The 18,365-nt window shown below is 39.3% G+C and carries 18 protein-coding genes; 7 read left to right on the forward strand and 11 right to left on the reverse strand.

The window, feature by feature from the left end:
- Window positions 1-3: 3 nt before the first annotated feature.
- The 4 genes from TW85_RS20300 (at window position 4) to TW85_RS20315 (ending at window position 4,692) form a co-directional block, all read left to right on the forward strand.
- The gene (locus tag TW85_RS20300) at window positions 4-1,683 is read left to right on the forward strand and encodes an ABC transporter ATP-binding protein (protein WP_046018980.1); all 1,680 of its coding nucleotides are present in this window, start codon (window positions 4-6) and stop codon (window positions 1,681-1,683) included.
- Window positions 1,683-2,465, forward strand: a complete 783-nt coding sequence (locus TW85_RS20305) for a fumarylacetoacetate hydrolase family protein (protein ID WP_046018981.1) — start codon at window positions 1,683-1,685, stop codon at window positions 2,463-2,465. Before TW85_RS20300 ends, TW85_RS20305 begins: the two co-directional genes overlap by 1 nt.
- A gap of 110 nt (window positions 2,466-2,575) precedes the next feature.
- Window positions 2,576-3,532 (forward strand): tetratricopeptide repeat protein, encoded by a 957-nt coding sequence (locus TW85_RS20310; RefSeq protein ID WP_046018982.1) that lies wholly within the window; start codon window positions 2,576-2,578, stop codon window positions 3,530-3,532.
- A complete protein-coding gene (locus TW85_RS20315; RefSeq protein ID WP_046018983.1) occupies window positions 3,529-4,692 on the forward strand; it encodes a tetratricopeptide repeat protein in 1,164 nt (387 codons plus the stop codon). The genes TW85_RS20310 and TW85_RS20315 overlap by 4 nt, the downstream gene beginning before the upstream one ends.
- Before the next feature lie 46 nt (window positions 4,693-4,738).
- Here the strand turns inward: TW85_RS20315 and TW85_RS20320 are convergent, their stop codons facing one another.
- From TW85_RS20320 to TW85_RS20360, 9 genes are all read right to left on the reverse strand, one after another.
- On the reverse strand, window positions 4,739-5,638 hold the full coding sequence (locus TW85_RS20320; RefSeq protein ID WP_046018984.1) for a bile acid:sodium symporter family protein: 900 nt from the start codon (window positions 5,636-5,638) through the stop codon (window positions 4,739-4,741).
- Between the two features lie 171 nt (window positions 5,639-5,809).
- Window positions 5,810-5,995: a hypothetical protein gene (locus TW85_RS20325; protein WP_046018985.1), complete on the reverse strand. Its 186-nt coding sequence runs from the start codon at window positions 5,993-5,995 to the stop codon at window positions 5,810-5,812.
- Between the two features lie 295 nt (window positions 5,996-6,290).
- Window positions 6,291-6,755, reverse strand: a complete 465-nt coding sequence (locus TW85_RS20330; RefSeq protein ID WP_046018986.1) for a GNAT family N-acetyltransferase — start codon at window positions 6,753-6,755, stop codon at window positions 6,291-6,293.
- A gap of 65 nt (window positions 6,756-6,820) precedes the next feature.
- Window positions 6,821-7,372 carry an HD domain-containing protein gene (locus TW85_RS20335; protein WP_046018987.1) on the reverse strand — a complete coding sequence of 184 codons (552 nt, stop codon included), beginning with the start codon at window positions 7,370-7,372 and terminating at the stop codon, window positions 6,821-6,823.
- A gap of 225 nt (window positions 7,373-7,597) precedes the next feature.
- The gene (locus TW85_RS20340) at window positions 7,598-8,029 is read right to left on the reverse strand and encodes a universal stress protein (protein WP_046018988.1); all 432 of its coding nucleotides are present in this window, start codon (window positions 8,027-8,029) and stop codon (window positions 7,598-7,600) included.
- An 8-nt stretch (window positions 8,030-8,037) separates the two neighbouring features.
- On the reverse strand, window positions 8,038-10,638 hold the full coding sequence (locus TW85_RS20345; protein ID WP_046018989.1) for a TRAP transporter permease: 2,601 nt from the start codon (window positions 10,636-10,638) through the stop codon (window positions 8,038-8,040).
- A gap of 80 nt (window positions 10,639-10,718) precedes the next feature.
- Window positions 10,719-11,690, reverse strand: coding sequence for a TAXI family TRAP transporter solute-binding subunit (locus TW85_RS20350; RefSeq protein WP_046018990.1), 972 nt, complete (start codon window positions 11,688-11,690; stop codon window positions 10,719-10,721).
- A gap of 104 nt (window positions 11,691-11,794) precedes the next feature.
- A complete protein-coding gene (locus tag TW85_RS20355; RefSeq protein WP_046018991.1) occupies window positions 11,795-12,628 on the reverse strand; it encodes a 3-keto-5-aminohexanoate cleavage protein in 834 nt (277 codons plus the stop codon).
- Window positions 12,628-13,971 carry an aspartate aminotransferase family protein gene (locus TW85_RS20360; protein WP_046018992.1) on the reverse strand — a complete coding sequence of 448 codons (1,344 nt, stop codon included), beginning with the start codon at window positions 13,969-13,971 and terminating at the stop codon, window positions 12,628-12,630. Before TW85_RS20360 ends, TW85_RS20355 begins: the two co-directional genes overlap by 1 nt.
- A gap of 114 nt (window positions 13,972-14,085) precedes the next feature.
- Here TW85_RS20360 and TW85_RS20365 point away from each other — a divergent pair, with 114 nt between their 5' ends.
- A complete protein-coding gene (locus TW85_RS20365) occupies window positions 14,086-14,988 on the forward strand; it encodes a LysR substrate-binding domain-containing protein (protein WP_046018993.1) in 903 nt (300 codons plus the stop codon).
- An 18-nt stretch (window positions 14,989-15,006) separates the two neighbouring features.
- On the opposite strand, the gene TW85_RS20370 is transcribed toward TW85_RS20365, so the two are convergent.
- Together TW85_RS20370 and TW85_RS20375 are read right to left on the reverse strand one after the other, a co-directional pair.
- A complete protein-coding gene (locus tag TW85_RS20370; RefSeq protein ID WP_046018994.1) occupies window positions 15,007-15,840 on the reverse strand; it encodes a CLCA_X family protein in 834 nt (277 codons plus the stop codon).
- Window positions 15,841-15,863: 23 nt separating this feature from the next.
- Window positions 15,864-16,238, reverse strand: coding sequence for a methionine-R-sulfoxide reductase (locus tag TW85_RS20375; protein ID WP_046018995.1), 375 nt, complete (start codon window positions 16,236-16,238; stop codon window positions 15,864-15,866).
- A 304-nt stretch (window positions 16,239-16,542) separates the two neighbouring features.
- Here TW85_RS20375 and TW85_RS20380 point away from each other — a divergent pair, with 304 nt between their 5' ends.
- Window positions 16,543-17,319, forward strand: a complete 777-nt coding sequence (locus TW85_RS20380) for a ferredoxin--NADP reductase (protein ID WP_046019016.1) — start codon at window positions 16,543-16,545, stop codon at window positions 17,317-17,319.
- Between the two features lie 323 nt (window positions 17,320-17,642).
- Window positions 17,643-18,356 carry a DUF3592 domain-containing protein gene (locus tag TW85_RS26040; protein WP_052702335.1) on the forward strand — a complete coding sequence of 238 codons (714 nt, stop codon included), beginning with the start codon at window positions 17,643-17,645 and terminating at the stop codon, window positions 18,354-18,356.
- The last annotated feature ends 9 nt before the right edge of the window (window positions 18,357-18,365 follow it).

An 18,365-nucleotide genomic window follows, 5' to 3' on the forward strand; every position in this document is an offset into this window, starting at 1 on the left:
GAGATGACAATATGTGAAGAACATCTAACAAGCGAAACCGTTAAACAAGATACTCAAGCTGACTCTCTGCTAACTATTCGTGGATTAAAAATTTCAGCCTTACTCGACTCTGGTTGGGGTGAAATTGTCCATGGGGTCGATCTGGATCTAAAAGCAGGTGAAATACTGGGCTTAATTGGTGAATCTGGTGCAGGTAAATCCAGTATCGGACTTGCCGCCATGGGCTTTGCTAGAAATGGCTGTAAGCTCACAGAGGGTGAAATTAAGTTTGATGGCATTGATTTAATGCAAGCCAGTGAAAAGCAAAAGCAAAGCTTAAGGGGCGCAAGAATTGCCTATGTTGCGCAATCCGCAGCAGCATCATTTAATCCTGCTAGCAGCCTTATCAAGCAATATTCAGAAGCACCGATTAAACATGGCTTGATGAGCAGTGAAAGTGCAAAGAAAGAAGCGATAGAGCTTTATAGAAAACTTAACTTACCGACTCCAGATTTAATTGGCTTTCGCTATCCGCACCAAATTTCTGGTGGTCAGCTTCAAAGAGCCATGACCGCTATGGCCATGTCATGTAAACCTGACCTGATTATATTTGACGAACCAACTACGGCGCTTGATGTTACCACTCAAATTGAAGTGTTATCAGCGATTAGAGACATAGTAAGAGAATATAAAACCGCCGCTATTTATATCACCCATGACTTGGCGGTTGTGGCGCAAATGGCCGATAGAATTCAAGTATTAAAAGATGGCAACACGGTAGAAATTGCAGATACAAAAACCATGTTAAGTGCCCCAAAAGAAGACTATACCAAGACGTTGTGGGCGGTCAGAAACATCAATCGTGAAGCCAAACAACAAAGTGTTGAAGACGATTATATTCTGCAACTTAAAAATATCAGTGCAAGCTATGGTAATGGTACACAAAACGTCTTACATGACATCAATATCAATGTAAAACGTGGTCAAACTCTGGCTGTTGTCGGTGAATCAGGCTCAGGGAAATCAACCACGGCAAGGGTGCTAACCGGTTTATTAGCTGCAAGTGAAGGCGAGATTTTATTTAACAACAAACCGCTGCCGTTTAATTATAAAAAACGTGATAAAGAGACCTTGCGTCATGTACAAATGATATATCAAATGGCGGACACGGCGTTGAACCCGAAACAAACCATAGGGCAAATTATCGGTAGACCATTAGACTTTTATCTTGGCCTTAAAGGCGAAAAGAAACAGGCCAGAATTAAGGCATTATTAGCCCAAGTTGACCTTGATCCAGATAAGTATATTTCTCGTTTACCAGGGGAATTATCGGGTGGACAGAAACAACGCGTTTCGATTGCTCGAGCGCTAGCAGCTGAACCTGAATTTATTATTTGTGATGAAGTCACTTCGGCTTTAGATCAGGTCGTATCAGAAGGTATTTTAAACCTGCTAGACCGTCTACAAAAAAGCTTAAATATTACTTACCTCTTTATTACTCATGACCTATCAACCGTTAAGGCAATTGCTGACGAAGTCGTCGTTATGCTCCAGGGCAAGGTTGTCGAGCAAGAAAAAACAGATGTTTTATTTGCCCCACCTTATCACGAATATACTAAAAAACTGTTATCCAGCGTGCCGCAAATGGACCCTAATTGGCTTGATAATTTATTGAAACAGCGCCAACAAGAGAGAAATCAATAATGACGACGTCTAACAATACAAGATCAGACATCAAGTGTGTAAAGCTCGCTGAAAGCCTTTTTCAGGCTTATCAAACACAGACGAGTGTCAAGCTAGATGCTGGCGATTTAACACTTGAACAAGCCTATCAAGTACAGCAAATGACCATTGAAAAGTTAGATGCTACCCCTAAATTTTGGAAAACGGGCTTACTTTCTAACCAAAGAAGTTTTTGCGCTCCTATCGCCAATAAGTTATACCAGCAAAGCCCTGCAGATTTTTCGAATAACACCTTTAATGCGCTTCATGTGGAAGCAGAATTGGCTTTTCGAATTAACCAAGACTTTCTTGCTAAGCCTGAGCAAGCAAGCAATGTCACTGAAGAATCTGTTTTAAATAGCCTAGATCAAATGTGCGTGGCTATCGAAGTACTAGACAGTCGTCTTTTAGATTGGCAAACCGCAGCTGAAAACTTACACCTTGCTGATAATCAAATGAATGGTGCACTTATTTTAGGAACAGGGGTTCCCTTTGATGCCCATAATCCTATCAACTTTAGCCAACAAGGTTTTGTGCTTAGCATTAACGATAAAGAAGTTGTACTTGATAAGGGCTCTCACCCGCAAGAAGATCCAATCAGCTTAGTTTATGGTTTTATTAAAGAAGCAAATTTACGTGGTTATGACATCCTTAAAGGCAGCTGGCTCACCACAGGAACATGGAGCGGCTACCCTAGTGCGAACGCAGGAGATAGGGTTAAAGTTTCCTTCTCAGATATTGGAGAGGCAGAGCTAATTTTATAATTAGCATAATATTAAAGTTAAATAATTTAGGTTTATATTTATTTAAATATAAACAATGAGTTACCCTTTTAAGATCAGATTAATTTTGTAGTTCTTAAACAGGGAATAATATGTTTAAACCTCTAATATTGCTATTGATTGGTATGACTCTAGTAGCATGCCAATCAAATTCACTTAACGATAAATATGTTAACAGGTATAAGGATTCTCTTAAGCCTGTTAGCGAAGTAGAAAAACAAATCCGTGAACAATACCTATTAGCAGATGACTATTTTTATGGGTTTGAAAAAAAACAGAATCAGAAGAAAGCCTGTGATATATACGAAACATTGGCTTTTAAAAAAGACCCAGAATCAATACACAGCTATGGCAATTGCTTTTATTTTGGCCAAGGTAGAGAAGCAGATAACATAAAAGCATGTAAATTATTCCAAGAGTCGGCGCACCTAGGCCTCGCTAGCGCCCAAAGAGACTATTCAGGATGCTTTAAACACAATTTACATGGCGAAGAAAGTATCGAACTTGCACTATTTTGGGTTAAAAAAGCAGCCCAACAAAACGATACGCTAGCAATTAAATATCTTGAAGAAATTGAGAGTGGCCAAGTTAACTATGTAAAAGAAAACCCTCAATTGGCTTTCAACACACTTAAACGCTATGCAGTGACAAGTGATGAAGATGCTCAGCTTGCTCTTGCAAAAATCTACTCAAATGATGGAATAACGCTATATGATTTAAAGAAATCCATTTATTGGTATAAAAAAGCAGCGGATCAGGGTAACGATGAAGCCGAATTTGAAATGGGTAAAGCCTATCAAAATGGAGATGTCTTAGAGCAAGATTTTGAACATGCTTTTTATTGGTTTGAAAGAGCTGCCATAGATGAGTTTGTTGACGCTTATTATTACCTAGGAAACGCTTATTACTTAGGAAAAGGTGTAGAAAAAGACAAACAAGAAGCTATAAAGTGGTTACAACTTTCAGCAGATAATGGAAACTCAAAAGCTCTAGCATTTTTACAAGAGCTAGAAAGGAATACACCTCCAAAAACCAAGGATAAATTATGAAACTCAGTTATTGCGCTGCAATAGTATCTTTAATGCTTGCAGGCTGTGCAACAAACTCAATGAATGATACCTATGTAAACAAAGCAAAAAGTGACATAAAAGCGTATAAAACATTAAAGTCAATTGAAAGTCTCGTCATCAAAGCATCCAGCGATGAAGATTTATCTGAAGCCCAGCTTAAAAAACTTAAAGAAAGAATTTGTGATAAGGCTGACAGTGATAGTTTAAAAAACACGCCAGAAGCTACATATATGAGAGCTCAATGTAAAAATGAAATAGAAGTCACAATCCAAAGTAAGTATGAAGCCTGTAAACTCTTTAAAAAAGCGGCAGAAAGTAGCAATTTCTATTCTAAAGAAGTTCAAAGCCAAGCCATGTATTCTACTGGAAACTGCTATGTAAATGGTGGTTTTAGCACAAACCAAACCCTAGCATTTAATTGGTTCAAAAAGTCGGCCGACTTAGAACTAGCCAAAGCTCAATCAGAAGTTGGTTATCAACTATATTGGGGCCAGGGTGTGAAAAAAGATATGGAAAGAGCGCTTTATTGGTTTCGACAAGCAGCAACACAACACGATACACAAGCGCAACTATATTTAGGTAAGTACTATTATTTTGGCCACATCCACCCTCAAAACAAATCACAAGCATTTTACTGGTTCCAAAAAGCCGCTAATAAAGGTGACAGAGAAGCACAATATAGACTTGGCGAAAGCTATAGATATAGTGAAGGAATAAAACGTGACGATTTAAAGTCTGCATACTGGTTTAAAGAAGCAGCAAAGCAAGGACATTTAAAATCTGGTTTTATCACAGCTAAAAATTACCACTATGGTAATGGAACAGAAAAAGATTTAGCTAAAGCTTTTTATTGGTACAAGAAAGTAGCTGAACAAGACTATGAAGAGGCTTATTTATACGTTGCCGAAGCTTACCGCCTCTCAGAGGGTACAGATAAAAACTTTGCGCTTGCCCTTAAGTGGTATTTAAAAGCAGCAAATGGGAGAGATGGTTTTGCCGAGTACCAATTAGGTAAACTCTACTATCTTGGCCAAGGAGCAACACAGAATTCTGAAAAAGCAATTATGTGGTTAAATCAGGCCAAAGAAAGTGGTAATAGAGAAGCTCGTAAACTATTGAATGAAATAGAAAATCTATAATCGATTATAACTAGGCCTGCAACTTAACGTTAGCAGGCCTTTTTATCTAACTTTTTTGCTTGCTCCAATAACTCGCTAATAGCGAGCCTGAAACATTATGCCAAATACTGAATATACTGCCTGGCAAAGCCGCAACAGGTGTAAAAAATTTAATCGCTAGAGCGGCAGCTAGTCCTGAGTTCTGTAACCCTACTTCAAATGCTATTGTTCGACATATTCTCTCATCAAAGCCTAGCAAACGAGTGACACTATAACCTAAGATCAAACCTATACTGTTATGAATCATCACGGCAAAGACAATCAAGTAACCTATTTCAGCGAGTTTTCCTGCGCTTAAAGCAACCACTATGGCGATAATAAAGACAATGGTAAACATAGAAATATAGGGTAATAAAAACTGAATCTTTTCCACTTTTTTAGCAAAAAAAGTATTCAATAAGACGCCGACTGTCACGGGTAAAAGTACAATTTTGACTAAACTTTCCAGCATGGCCTGAACCGGAATATCAACTCCCTTTCCTACCATAAGAGCGACCAGAAGCGGAGTTAATACAACACCGATTAAGGTTGAGATACTTGTCATTGAAATTGATAAAGCCGTATCACCTTTTGCTAGGTAGCACATAACATTTGATGCTGTACCTCCAGCAACACTGCCCACTAGAAGCATACCAATAGTTAATTCATCATCAAAACCAAATATTTTGCTAACAAGTAAAGCTGCTATTGGCATTACCATAAACTGCAACAATACACCGACGATAACAGCTCGTTTGCTCGCCAGAACTTGCTTAAAGTCTTTTGCTGTTAATGTTAGCCCCATTGAAAGCATAATAATGATTAAAAGGGGAATAATGTAGCTTTTAAAATCTACAAAAAAGTTTGGCTGGAAGTAAGCATAAGCACTTAGCAATAAAGCCCAGACGGGGAATAGCAAAATTAGCATAATAGGTCCAAAACTATAGAAGGTTACAGTTAACTGAAAGTAAGTCAGAAACAGAATACAGAAGAAATGTAGCGTTATGATGGAGTATTCAAAAAAGATGCGAATGGCAAATTGACTACTCTCGAGCCTTATTTGCCATTCAAACTAAAATAGGAATGTATTTAAAAAAATTTATTCAAAAATACAAAGACGCTTAGCGACTTTAACTTTTGTCGTTTTACGTGCTGTTTTAACCTTAATTTTACTTTCAAAGTCATTAGTTTGATTGTCTTTTTTATCCTTACCTGAGAGCTCTTCAAAGCTCTGACTCGCTGCAACATCCTTTTCTCGAGTTAAACTCAAATTTTCCGATTGCATACTTACCACCTTTAAATCCGTTAAAGTTATCGGTTATTGTTTACTCAATTATTATGGGATTTAGTGACATTTTCATTAAATATCACTCTCATATAGGTAATCGGCCAAAAGTGCCATTTATTGAGCTTAATATCGCAAATTTAAGTGTTTTTAACCGGATTTATATCAATTTTTTGACATTAATAGCCAAATAGCATCCTTGCTTTGGCGGCCCAAGGGCCACTTGAAAGGGGATCAAGTAACTTGAGTCTATCTAACCCAAATTTCAGGATATATTACGTGGAATTACGCTTTATTAATCTTGTGAAGTGCAAAGCTCAGATCGGGAAAAAAATAACACCTGATGCTGCTGATGAGTGAATGTTAAACCTGCATATTCAGCTACTCTAACTGAAGCCAAGTTAGTTTCTTTCACCTCAGCACAAATGGCATCTTTTATACTATTTGCAAAAACAAGCACCATCTCTTTAGCTAACCCCCTACCTCTGTAGTTTGGCGCCAAAGTCCAAGAAAGTTCCCAAGCTTGTTTCTTTCTATCATAATCAGCCCGCAATGAACCAATGTCTTCATCTTGATAGACTGCAATCACAAGTTTACGGTTTGTATTTTTCAGCGACCTCTCTAACCAAACTTGATGTTGAGCAACCTCTATCAAATCTTGAGTATGGCTAGATAACCTTGTTAGTTCATCATTACGCCACGCTAAGAGCTGTTCTGCATCCTGAATGCTGGCTTGCCTTAACTGAACGTCATTGATCATATTATTAAACCTTTTTGTTTATGTACTCTTAACGCTAGTATTTTGCTAACTCTCTAGCATTAGAGTTAGCTTAACGCCCCAGCTTCAACCGCTTTATTAAGCTCAGTCTCTACTTCTTCCCATAATGTATGGCTTGCACCTTGAATGCGTGCTTTATTTAATGAGAAAACTTTTTCTTTAGATATGTTGTGCAGCTTCCAACTATGCCCTTCTCCATGAATATTATGTAAAAGCGGTGGCACTCTATCAATGGCCTTGGCGAATTTAGCATCATTCGTCTCGCCTGCTTCAAACTCTAACCATAAGCTATTGAATTCATCTTCCATTTTTGCAGGTAACAGAGCAAAGAGTTTACGGATACCTTGACCCTCTTGCTGCTTTATCTCAGTTGTTTCGGAGGCATAGATAATGGTATCTCCAGCTTCTATTTCACCTAAGTCATGGATCAGAAGCATCTTAATAACCCGATTAATATCGATCTCGTCATCAGCATGATCTTTTAGCAAAAGCGCCATAAGGCTCACATGCCAGCTATGTTCTGCTGAATTTTCATAGCGAGAATGTCCAACCGACTTTGTTTTACGCAACACTGATTTGAGTTTTTCAACTTCAACCATGAAGTTTAATATCTGACATAGTTAATCCTTTATCTCATTATTATCAGGCAGTTAGGATACGTAAATTTGAATTCTCTGTATCTAAGAAGCAAGGAGTTTTCACAAATTTTACCTAAGAGTCTTATTTAGTCATTCTCTTCTAAAATGCAACGCAAAAAAAACCGCACATAAATGTGCGGTCTAAATTGTCTAACACCAATTATTAGCGCTTACATGATTGAAGCGTTAACCCTTTACCACCATGACAGGGATATCTGAATGGCTTAATACCTTGTTTGCGATTGAGCCTAGCATCATGTAACCCACTCTCGACTGCTTATGGCTAGCCATGACAATCACTTGCGCATTACTTTCTTTAGCAACGCTTAAAATAGATTCCACTGGCTTTCCTTCAACAACCTTGGTAGTGCAATCATTAGCATCAATGGGAAGCTCATCATTTACAAATTCAACCAGTTTTTGATGCACTTGTTTTACCGCTTTATCAAAAGTCCCTGGTTGGAAGAAAGACCCAACTAATGGCATTTGATACCCAGTTAATGCGGTTAAAAGAATTAAATTTCCGCCAGGTGATAGAACATGCAAAGCATGCTCTATCACTTTATCTGTGTAGCCTTTTTCTGCCAGATCAACCGGCACTAGCACTGTGTCATACATAATGCCTCCTAAGCAGCTTGACCAGATACAAAAGAGTTAAGTCTTTGCTGCTGCAATTTACGAATAACAAGCAAGACAAGCAATGCAGGTATAAATACCAGCTCTTTAGGTAGCCTATCGGATTCTTTTTCTATCCCCATAATTTGCCAACCAAAATCAATACTGGCTTTCTCGGCAGCACTACCAAAATCAACATAATCAACCGTCCAGATCTCACCATCTTGGGTTAGATTCAGACCAAAAGATTGAAGTCTTGCCATACCATCGCCATCTGTTTGAGTCAGCTGCAATGAGACAGTTTTACTCACTTCATCTCCTTCAATGGTGACACCTTCTACCTGAAGTTGAATAAAGTCACCCTGATTAAGTGCTTCTACTTCTTGAATCAATGCAGTTGGCGCTACTTGAGTTTTTGGCTCGTAGACCATATCCCACCAGAAACCTGGACGGAATAAGCTAAAAGCGATTAAAACAAGCACTAAAGATTCCCATAATCGGCTTTTAACCAACCAATAACCTTGGGTACCAGCCGAGAAGACAAGTATGGCAACTATCGCACTGACGACGGTTAATATGAGATCTAGAATCGAATCTATACCAATCAATAAAAGCTGGGTGTTATAGATGAACATGAAAGGCAAGATCGCCGTTCGTATGTCATAAATAAAGCCTTGGATACCCGTTTTAATTGGGTCATCACCACTGATTGCTGCTGCGGCAAACGCAGCAAGACCAACGGGTGGCGTATCATCAGCCAAAATACCAAAATAGAAAACAAAGAGGTGAACAGCAATTAAGGGAACAACTAGGCCATTCTCAGCGCCTAATGACACAATAACGGGTGCCATCAAGGTCGATACCACAATATAGTTTGCTGTTGTCGGTAAACCCATACCTAAAACAATACAAATAATCGCGGTAAAAATAAGAATCAGAATAAGATTGCCACCGGAAATAAACTCAACAAATTCAGTCATCATCTGACCTAAACCTGTTAATGTTACTGTTCCGACGATAATCCCCGCTGCTGCTGTGGCAATACCAATACCGACCATGTTCCTAGCACTGGTGATCATGCCATCAATAAATTCATTCCAGCATACCTTAAACTGGCCAGCCCAATTGGTTTCATTACGGAACCAAGCCTTGATTGGCCTGTGAGTTAGCACTACGGCAATTAAAAACACCACTGCGTAAAAAGCAGATTGTTGAGGAGAGTATTGCTTAACCGCTAATGCCCATAAAAGAACAACGATTGGCAAAGAGAAATACAGACCTGAGAACACGGTAGGTCTAGGTTCTGGCAAGTGGTCTAACTCAATACTTGTTTCATCTTCAGCTAAATCTGGATACGCAGCTGATAATTTTACTAACGCAAAATACGCAGCCACTATAAGTAACAACATCACCAAATAAGATGTGCCACCTAATACCATTTCTAAAAAGCTAGACCCATAGAAAACCACCAGACCTAATACTAGTAGAATCACAGATGTGCTCATCCAAGACAACATACGCATGGCAAGTGTTGGCTTGTTAAGCTTTTCAATCCCCTTCATACTAAGCTTTAAGGCTTCAAGATGGACGATATAGACCAAGGCAATATAGGAAATAATAGAAGGCAGAATAGCGTGTTTAATCACCTCTATATAAGGGATACCAACATACTCCACCATTAAGAAAGCTGCAGCCCCCATAATAGGTGGTGTTAACTGGCCATTAGTAGAAGCTGCTACTTCGATAGCACCCGCTTTCGTACCCGGAAAGCCGACTCGCTTCATCAAAGGGATAGTAAAAGTACCTGTGGTAACTACATTCGCAATTGAAGAACCTGAAATAATCCCGCTCAAGCCAGATGCTACGACGGCAGCTTTAGCCGGTCCGCCACGCATGTGGCCTAACAAGGAGAAAGAAACCTTTATCAGGTAATTACCGGCGCCAGCTTTATCAAGCAATGAGCCTAACAAAACAAATAAAAATACGAAGGTAGTGGAAACACCGATAGCAACACCAAAAACACCTTCGGTCGTTAGCCATTGATGGGAAGTAACTTTCTTCAAGCTTGCCCCTTTGTGAGCAATCACGTCTGGCATATATTGACCAGCAAAAGTAAAGGTCAAGAAGACAACCGCGACTATCACTAACGGCGGCCCAAGGGTTCTTCGTGTTGCTTCAAGGAGCGCTAGCATACCCACAACAGCAACAATAATATCTGTTACGGTTGGTGCCCCCATACGAGAAGCGAGGTCATTGCGAAAAACTAATAAATATAAACACGCACTTGAGGCAGCTACCGCAAGCACTATATCGAGTAAGGATGCAGACGTTTTACTCGAACTCTTTGTTGCAGGAAATAAAAAGAATGCTAAAAAAATCGCAAATGATAAGTGAATATACTTAGCTTGGTCTTCATTAAAAGTGGCAAAATTAAGAATAAATGGAAGAGGAGAAGCGTACCAGATTTGAAAACTTGCCCAAGCGATTAATGTGCCGACAACGAGCTTTGCCATATTACCGTTAAATTGACGGCTCCCAGTTTCTGAGCTTAAAAACTCATCTGCTGCATTATTTTGCTCATCATTTGAGCCAGATAAATGTTTGGGGTTCATAGATTAATTCCTATGCCGAAAACGTAAAAACACAGGGGCCTAAGCCCCTGTTGAAGTGACAATTAAACGAACTTGTCGACTTACATCAAACCCGCTTCTTTATAGTACTTAACCGCACCTGGGTGTAATGGTGCAGACAAGCCATCTTTAATCATCTCTTCTTTCTTCAAATTAGCAAAAGCTGGGTGTAGCTTTTTGAAGGTTTCAAAGTTCTCAAACACAGCTTTAACCACGTTGTAGACCAATTTATCATCTACTTTTGCAGAAGTTACAAAAGTCGCACCCACACCAAAGGTACCCACATCTTTAGCATTACCTGAGTACATGCCGCCTGGGATAGTTGCAGTACGATAGAAAGAATTATCAGCCACTAGTTGATTAATCTTAGCACCAGAGACTTCTACAATAACGCTATCGCAAGACGTTGTTGCTTCTTTAATAGAGCCACTTGGGTGACCAACAACATAGACCATTGCATCAATTTTGTTATCGCAAAGTGCTTTAGACTGCTCTGCCGCTTTTAACTCAGATGCCAACGCAAAGTCATCCATATCCCAGCCATATTTATCCATGACAACTTCCATTGTGCCACGTTGACCAGAACCCGCATTACCTACGTTCACTCTCTTACCTTTAAGATCTTCAAAGGTTTTAATACCTGAGTCAGCACGAGCAACCAATGTAAATGGTTCAGGGTGAACAGAGAAAACCGCTCTTAAGTCTTCAAATTTACCATTTTTGCTAAATTTACTGGTGCCATTGTAAGCATGATATTGCCAGTCAGACTGAGCAACACCCATGTCCAATTCACCCTCGCGGATAGTGTTAATGTTGTATACAGATCCACCTGTACTTTCAACACTACAACGTATGCCATGCTCTTTTCGCGCTTTATTCACCAAGCGACAAATCGAACCACCTGTTGGATAATAAACACCCGTTACACCCCCTGTACCAATTGTGATGAACTCTTGTGCTTGAGCAGTAACAGATGCTCCACCAAAACATGCGGCAATACCTGCACCGATAAGTGTGGATTTAATGTATTTCATTGACGACCCCTTAGCTGTTTTATTGTTTGCTTTATTTGTTAAGTGATAGTTTTCGCTTACCTTGCTTTTTTGAAACAAAAGTAAGTATTCATTCCTTTGTACGACTAGAACTGATTCCTTAGCACCTCAGTTGTCATTGCTGTACGTTTAATTTCCTGTAAACGTGACACCATCTCTTCGACTTGAGCAGCATTATTTTTTGCTAACTCTCCTGTCTTAGAAAACAGATTATTTTCAAACCCTATGCGTACATCACCGCCTAACTTCGCTGCTGCTAATAAACAGTCTTGTTCCTTTTTGCCAAAAGCGCAAATTGCCCAACGAATATCATCTAATTGTTCTATTAGATGAATAAAAGGAGTTAAGTCGGATGGATCTGATTCTAGTTGTTTGTGATATCGACCTAAAACCAATAACAGGTGATGCTTATTCTTAGGTAAAAGGCCTCTTTTACGAAGATCTAAATAATAGGCAAGCTGATCGGCTGAATAGACAATGTATTGAGCGACAATATTATTATCAGCAGCCCAATGAAAAAATTCACTGGCAGTAGATTCAAAAGATGGATCTGGAATAAGTTCAGATAAAGCAAAAGAAGCTGCTTCAGGTTTTAACGTCCTAATTAATGCCATTTGCTGCTCAGGCTGATAAATACCAACTGCCTCTGTGGTCAGTTGGATCATCACCTCATCACCTAATTTTTCTCTAACCGCTGCAATAACTGCACGATTATCATCTATTTCCAGAGAGTGACGGCCTGTTTTTGTTCTAGCATGTAGGTGAACCATACTAGCGCCAGCGACAACACATAGAGCGACTTCTTCTGCAAGTTCATCAGGGGTGATAGGTAAAGCAGGATGATCGAGTTTACTCTTTCTTGCTCCATTAGGCGCAACGATAACAGCACAAGCGGGACTATTCCCATTAATCCTTGTCATTAAACACTTTCCTTGTAATGTTTTTGAGTTACGGCATCAATACTAAAATACAACTTGTCAGTTAACTCATCAAGCTGGTCATCACTAATAATGAATGGAGGAGCTAAAAGCACATGATGCCCTTCTTGACCGTCAATTGTACCTGGCATTGGATAACACATAAGGCCAAGCTCCATCGCCTGAGCTTTTATTTTTGCATGTAGTTTTGTGCTTGCAGCAAAGGGTGTTTTTTTCTCTTTATCTGCCATTATCTCGATCGCACGAAATAAGCCTCGACCTCGAATATCCCCTATGAAAGCATGATTCTCAAAGCGTTTTTCTAATTTCGCTTGTAATAAATCCCCTGCAACCCTAACACGAGGTAGTAGAGCATCTTGTTCGATTGCATTAAGAACAGCTAATGAACCCGCGACAGCCGTTGCATGGCCCATATATGTATGACCATGTTGAAAAAAGCCAGAACCATTTGAAATAGTATTATGTATTTCAGAAGATGCCATCATAGCACCTATTGGCTGATACCCTGCCCCTAGGCCTTTCGCGATTGTTACCATGTCAGCTTCGATACCTTCCTGCTCGTGAGCAAATAAGGTACCTGTACGACCCATGCCACACATCACCTCATCAAGAATAAGAAGAACGCCATATTTATCGCATATTTCACGAATACGCTTAAAGTAACCTTCTTCAGCGACAACAGCGCCAGCTGTTGCACCCACAACAGGCTCAGCAATAAATGCGATGACAGTTTCAGGACCAACTTCTAATAACCTCTCCTCTAGTTCATTTGCCATGCGTTGACCATATTCAAATGCGGTTTCAGATGCAGTCTGACCATGGTATGCAAAACAAGCAGAAATATGCTCAACAGGCATAAGTAAAGGAGAAAAGGGTTCGCGTCTTAGGGCATTTCCGCCAACTGAAAGCGCACCCAGCGTATTGCCATGATAACTTTGTTTTCGAGAAATAAAACGAGATCTTTGCAGCTCGCCTTTTTCAACGAAATATTGGCGAGCTAGCTTTAACGCAGACTCAACCGCCTCAGAACCACCTGATACAAAATATACATGCTCAAGCTTACCAGGTGCTGATGCGACTAGTTTATCGGCTAAGTTTTGAGCAGCCTCTGTCGTGAAAAATCCTGTATGAGCATAAGCCAATTGATCAATTTGTTCATGTAAAGCCGCCTTTACTGCAGGGTGGCTGTGACCTAAACAAGACACAGCAGCACCGCCACTCGCATCTAAATAAGATTTACCCATTTGATCAAAAATATAAACACCTTCGCCTCGAGCGGCGACAGGTAAATTGGCATGACAGTGGCGTTGAAAAATATGGTTCATTGTGGTGTAGGTATCTTTATCATTATCAAGAAGAAACTTAATTTATGATGTCTTTACCCTCACCGACAAACGATATATTCTCAGACCCTATGAGAAAAAGTAATGAGGTAAGTTGTGCCCAATAAACTCCCCCCACTAAATGCATTAAAAGCCTTCGAAGTGGCGGCACGTAAATTAAGTTTTTCTAAAGCCGCTGCGGAACTTTGTGTTACCCAAGGGGCAATCAGTAAGCAGATTAAGTCCTTAGAAGAACATCTTCAGCTAGCCTTATTCGACCGCACAACAACAGGCCTTGCTTTAACTAAAGCAGGTAAACAATATTTACCCACTATTATGTCAGCCCTAGAACAGATCCAAAGTTCTACAGCAAATTTACAACAACTAGAAACCAACAATCATAGTTTAAAGCTAAATATCATTCCCTCTTTAAGCCATCTATGGCTAATACCTCGCTTAAAAAGGCTCAGTGAGGCCTTACCTAATTTACGACTAAATATGGTATCAGGAGATGGTGCTTTTCAATTTCACCAGGCAAGTGCTGACATAGCAATTCGCTGTTTACCACTTTCTTTAAGCCATGAAAACTCAACACTTTTGGCAGAAGAAGTACTCATTCCTGTTATTCACCCTGACTTGTTATCTCAAACACCCATAAATCAAGCTCAGGACATTCTAAAACACCCACTACTAATGCAAACCACTAGACCTCAATTATGGTCACAGTTTTTAAGCAGCGTATTAGAAGGAGGGAAACCACAAGAAGCACCCAATTTCCATCATGGTTTTGAGCATTTCTTTATGTCTTTAGAGGCAGCTAAGCAAAAACAAGGAATCGCCCTTGTTCCAAACTTTTTGGCCACTGAATTTATAAAAAAAGGTGAGTTGGTTAATGTGTTAGATGCTGAATACAAAAGTAGCTATGGTTTTTATTTTTTAGTACCTAGCTACCGTCAACAAAATGATCATGTACAGCAGTTTTATCACTGGCTACAAAGCGAAATACAAGTAAACAAGTAAACAGACTTAAAACACTACTCAAAGCCCGCTGTTTAAGTAGGCGCCTAATAATTCAAAGTATTCGGTAAAAGCTTGATTAATCTTATACCTATGCTCACCTTCTGGATAAAGGCCTAACCTTGCTTCTTCTGAATGGCGGCTTCCTTTCACCAGAAAAGAATTAATTAAACTTGCGTCTGCTAAACCTGCATCCTCAACAAAAGCTTCAAATGCTCTTGCACATAATTCTTCGGGCAAACTGTAATAAAGTTGATTTAACTTTTTATCAATAAGGTTGGAGTTTTGTACAAGCTGACTTGCCGCATGGCCGCTTTCATCTAGTAAAATGGCCTTAAAACAGTTCGATAACAAATCATTTAAAGGATGTCGACGCATAGGCGCATCTAGAAGCCAAGCTTTGGAAGCAAACAAAGCCTTTGATTGATAGTTCAGACCTTGGCCAAAACTGGGTAATGTCTGAAATGCTTGAGACCCCAAGTAATGATCAAGAGCATGGAACCATTCATGCGCTATGCTACCTGGACCTGCATTTTTAGCTAAAGAAAAACACCTTTCGTGGGGCGAGTAATGGGCGGCAACACCAGGACGACCACCTCTACCGTACTGTAATGATAGACTTGCTCGCAATGAAATAAGGTTTTCAGGCGCTTGCAATATTTTCATTAAAGTCACTAGTGCATGATAAAAAGCGTGGGCTGCTCGCTTTTGCTCTTCAGGTGTTACCCATCGCCCTAATTGAATAGAGCGAAAATTAAAACGCTTACGAATATCAACAAAGCTTATATCAGTTTCATCCAACTTTTTATTCAATTCAGGTTGGCCAAATCGATAAAACAAATGAGCTTTAGACATGTAAAAACCAATATAAAAGTGACTTAAGTAGCATCTCTTGTTACTAATTTCATTGAAATTGAGTTAACGCAATGTCTAAGGTTTTTAGTGGTTAATCCCTCACCTTCAAACACATGCCCAAGATGACCATCACACTTAGCACAAACAATTTCGACACGTCTTCCATCTGCATCAGGTAGCTGTTTAATTGCACCTTCAATCTCATCATCAAAACTTGGCCAACCACAATGAGATAAGAATTTATGCTCTGAATAAAATAAAGGCGCATCACATTGGCGGCAAAGATAAACCCCCTCTGCGGTTGTGTCTGTATACTCTCCAGTAAAAGGTCTCTCTGTTCCTTTATGAAGAATGACATGTTGCTCTGCGGCATTTAAAGGGTTAAAGGGCTTAGTCATCAAACTTTCTCTCTCAATAAATATTTGCCTAAAACAGGTTGGATTGAACAAACGTGGTTTAGTTCTTTATTATATTACAAAAGGGGTAATTATTATTGGGGGCCTATAGATTCCCCTTTAAAAGGATTTTTACTTTAAGGCCTGTGGTTTTAGCTATATAGATAGTTACTCTCATTATAACAAAAACAAAACAATAACCAATAAATCATAAATAATACCTATATAAATAATCACCAGAATCCATAAGATTTTATCCTCCTCTCGCCTTATAGTCTTATCATTAGATAATTATATGGAGCCAACCATGGCCAGTTTAAGTACAGCACAAGTCACTCAAGTCCATCATTGGAATGATGGGTTATTCAGCTTTAAAACCACGCGAGACCCAGGCTTTAGATTTAAGAATGGCCAATTCGTGATGATAGGACTTGAAGTCGACGCCAAACCTTTATTAAGGGCTTATAGTATCGCCAGCCCTAATTATGCTGACGAGCTCGAATTTTTTAGCATTAAAGTGGCCGATGGTGCCCTCACTTCAAGACTGCAGAATATTCAAGTGGGTGAAAATATCATTCTAGGGGGAAAAGCAACTGGCAGCCTCATTGTCGATGACCTCTTACCCGGTAAAAACCTTTTTTTACTTGCCACAGGAACGGGTTTAGCCGCCTTTATGAGTGTTATTCAAGACCCAGAAGTGTACGAGCGTTTTGACAGAGTCATCTTAGTTCACGGCACCAGACATATCGCTGATTTAGCCTATCAAGACTTTATTGAAAATGAGCTGCCTGACAACGAATATCTAGGTGAAGAAATTAAAGAAAAGCTTAGCTATTACCCAACAGTGACAAGAGAAAGCTATAAACATGAAGGCCGCGTGACTGAACTTATTAGGACGGACAAACTTTGTCGTGACCTAGGGCTTCCACCAATGAATCCAGCAACAGATAGAGTCATGATATGCGGCAACCAATCCATGCTAGCTGAATGTCGAGAACTTCTTGATGAGAGAGGGTTTAAAATTTCTCCGCGTATTGGTGAAGCAGGTGATTATGTGATTGAAAGAGCTTTTGTCGAAAAGTAATCACACTCAATATTATTCTAAATAAAGTGCACCTTTCCCCTTAGGGTGCACTGACATCCATAACCAACTTCCTAGAAAGCTCTCTCCTATCATTATTGAGTCAGCCTCATAAAAACCTTCTTACCTCCTTTTAAATTAGGCTTAAATAGGCCTCACTTTTTGTACAAACGCATAACAAAAAACAATAAAAACTTTCTGTTAAGCACTCTGTTAAATAACGTATTCTGCTAATTAGATTAAGAATTTACCTAAAGAAGTTTTCTCCAATTTAGACAAACAGCTGTAAATGATTTATGGCGTTAAACGATGAAGGGAAGTATCAAATGGATAAATTAGAACACGCTAAATATATTATTTTAACCATAGGCCTTTTTTTACTTTTAATCGCAAGTATCTTGTTTTATCAATCCCAGCACCCTTTCAAAGATAGCCAAGAAGCCAGTGGACATATTGTTCAACCAAGTTCTCCACAGGATAATGCCTTTAAACAAGGTTTAATTGTTTCTTTCAAAACCCTGTGGAATCAAGAAATTGAGCTTCACCTAAGCTCACCTCAAAGTACCCAGCCGTTACAAAATGGGCAGTCTATTGCTGTCATTTATAGTGAGTCTGAACCAGGCAGAGCCATTTTAAAACCCACCCCAAGCTTTACATCTCCCTTCAGCATTCTTGCTGATCTTGGTAGCGCCTTAATACTCTGCTTTATTCTTATTCACTTGAAAGATTTTAAGAAACAGCGAAAAGTACGCTATTTACAAAACCATGGAGTTGAAATTAAAACAGTCTTAAGAAGCGTTGAAATAAACCCAGAACATGAATGTAAAGGAAAAAAACCATATCGAATTTATACGGAATGGTTAAATCCAAATGCCACCGCATTACATATATTTAAAAGTGATTACTTATTATTCGACCCTAGCGATATGCTGGAAGATAAAGAAGTCACCATTCTGATCAAAAAAGATAATCCTAGTGAATATTACTTTGATTTGTCTTTTTTAACGCCCCCTGAAAAAGCACCCAACTTTAAATGGTAAACAAAGCAA

This window comes from Marinomonas sp. S3726 (assembly GCF_000967665.1).
In the GTDB taxonomy this organism is placed as follows: domain Bacteria; phylum Pseudomonadota; class Gammaproteobacteria; order Pseudomonadales; family Marinomonadaceae; genus Marinomonas.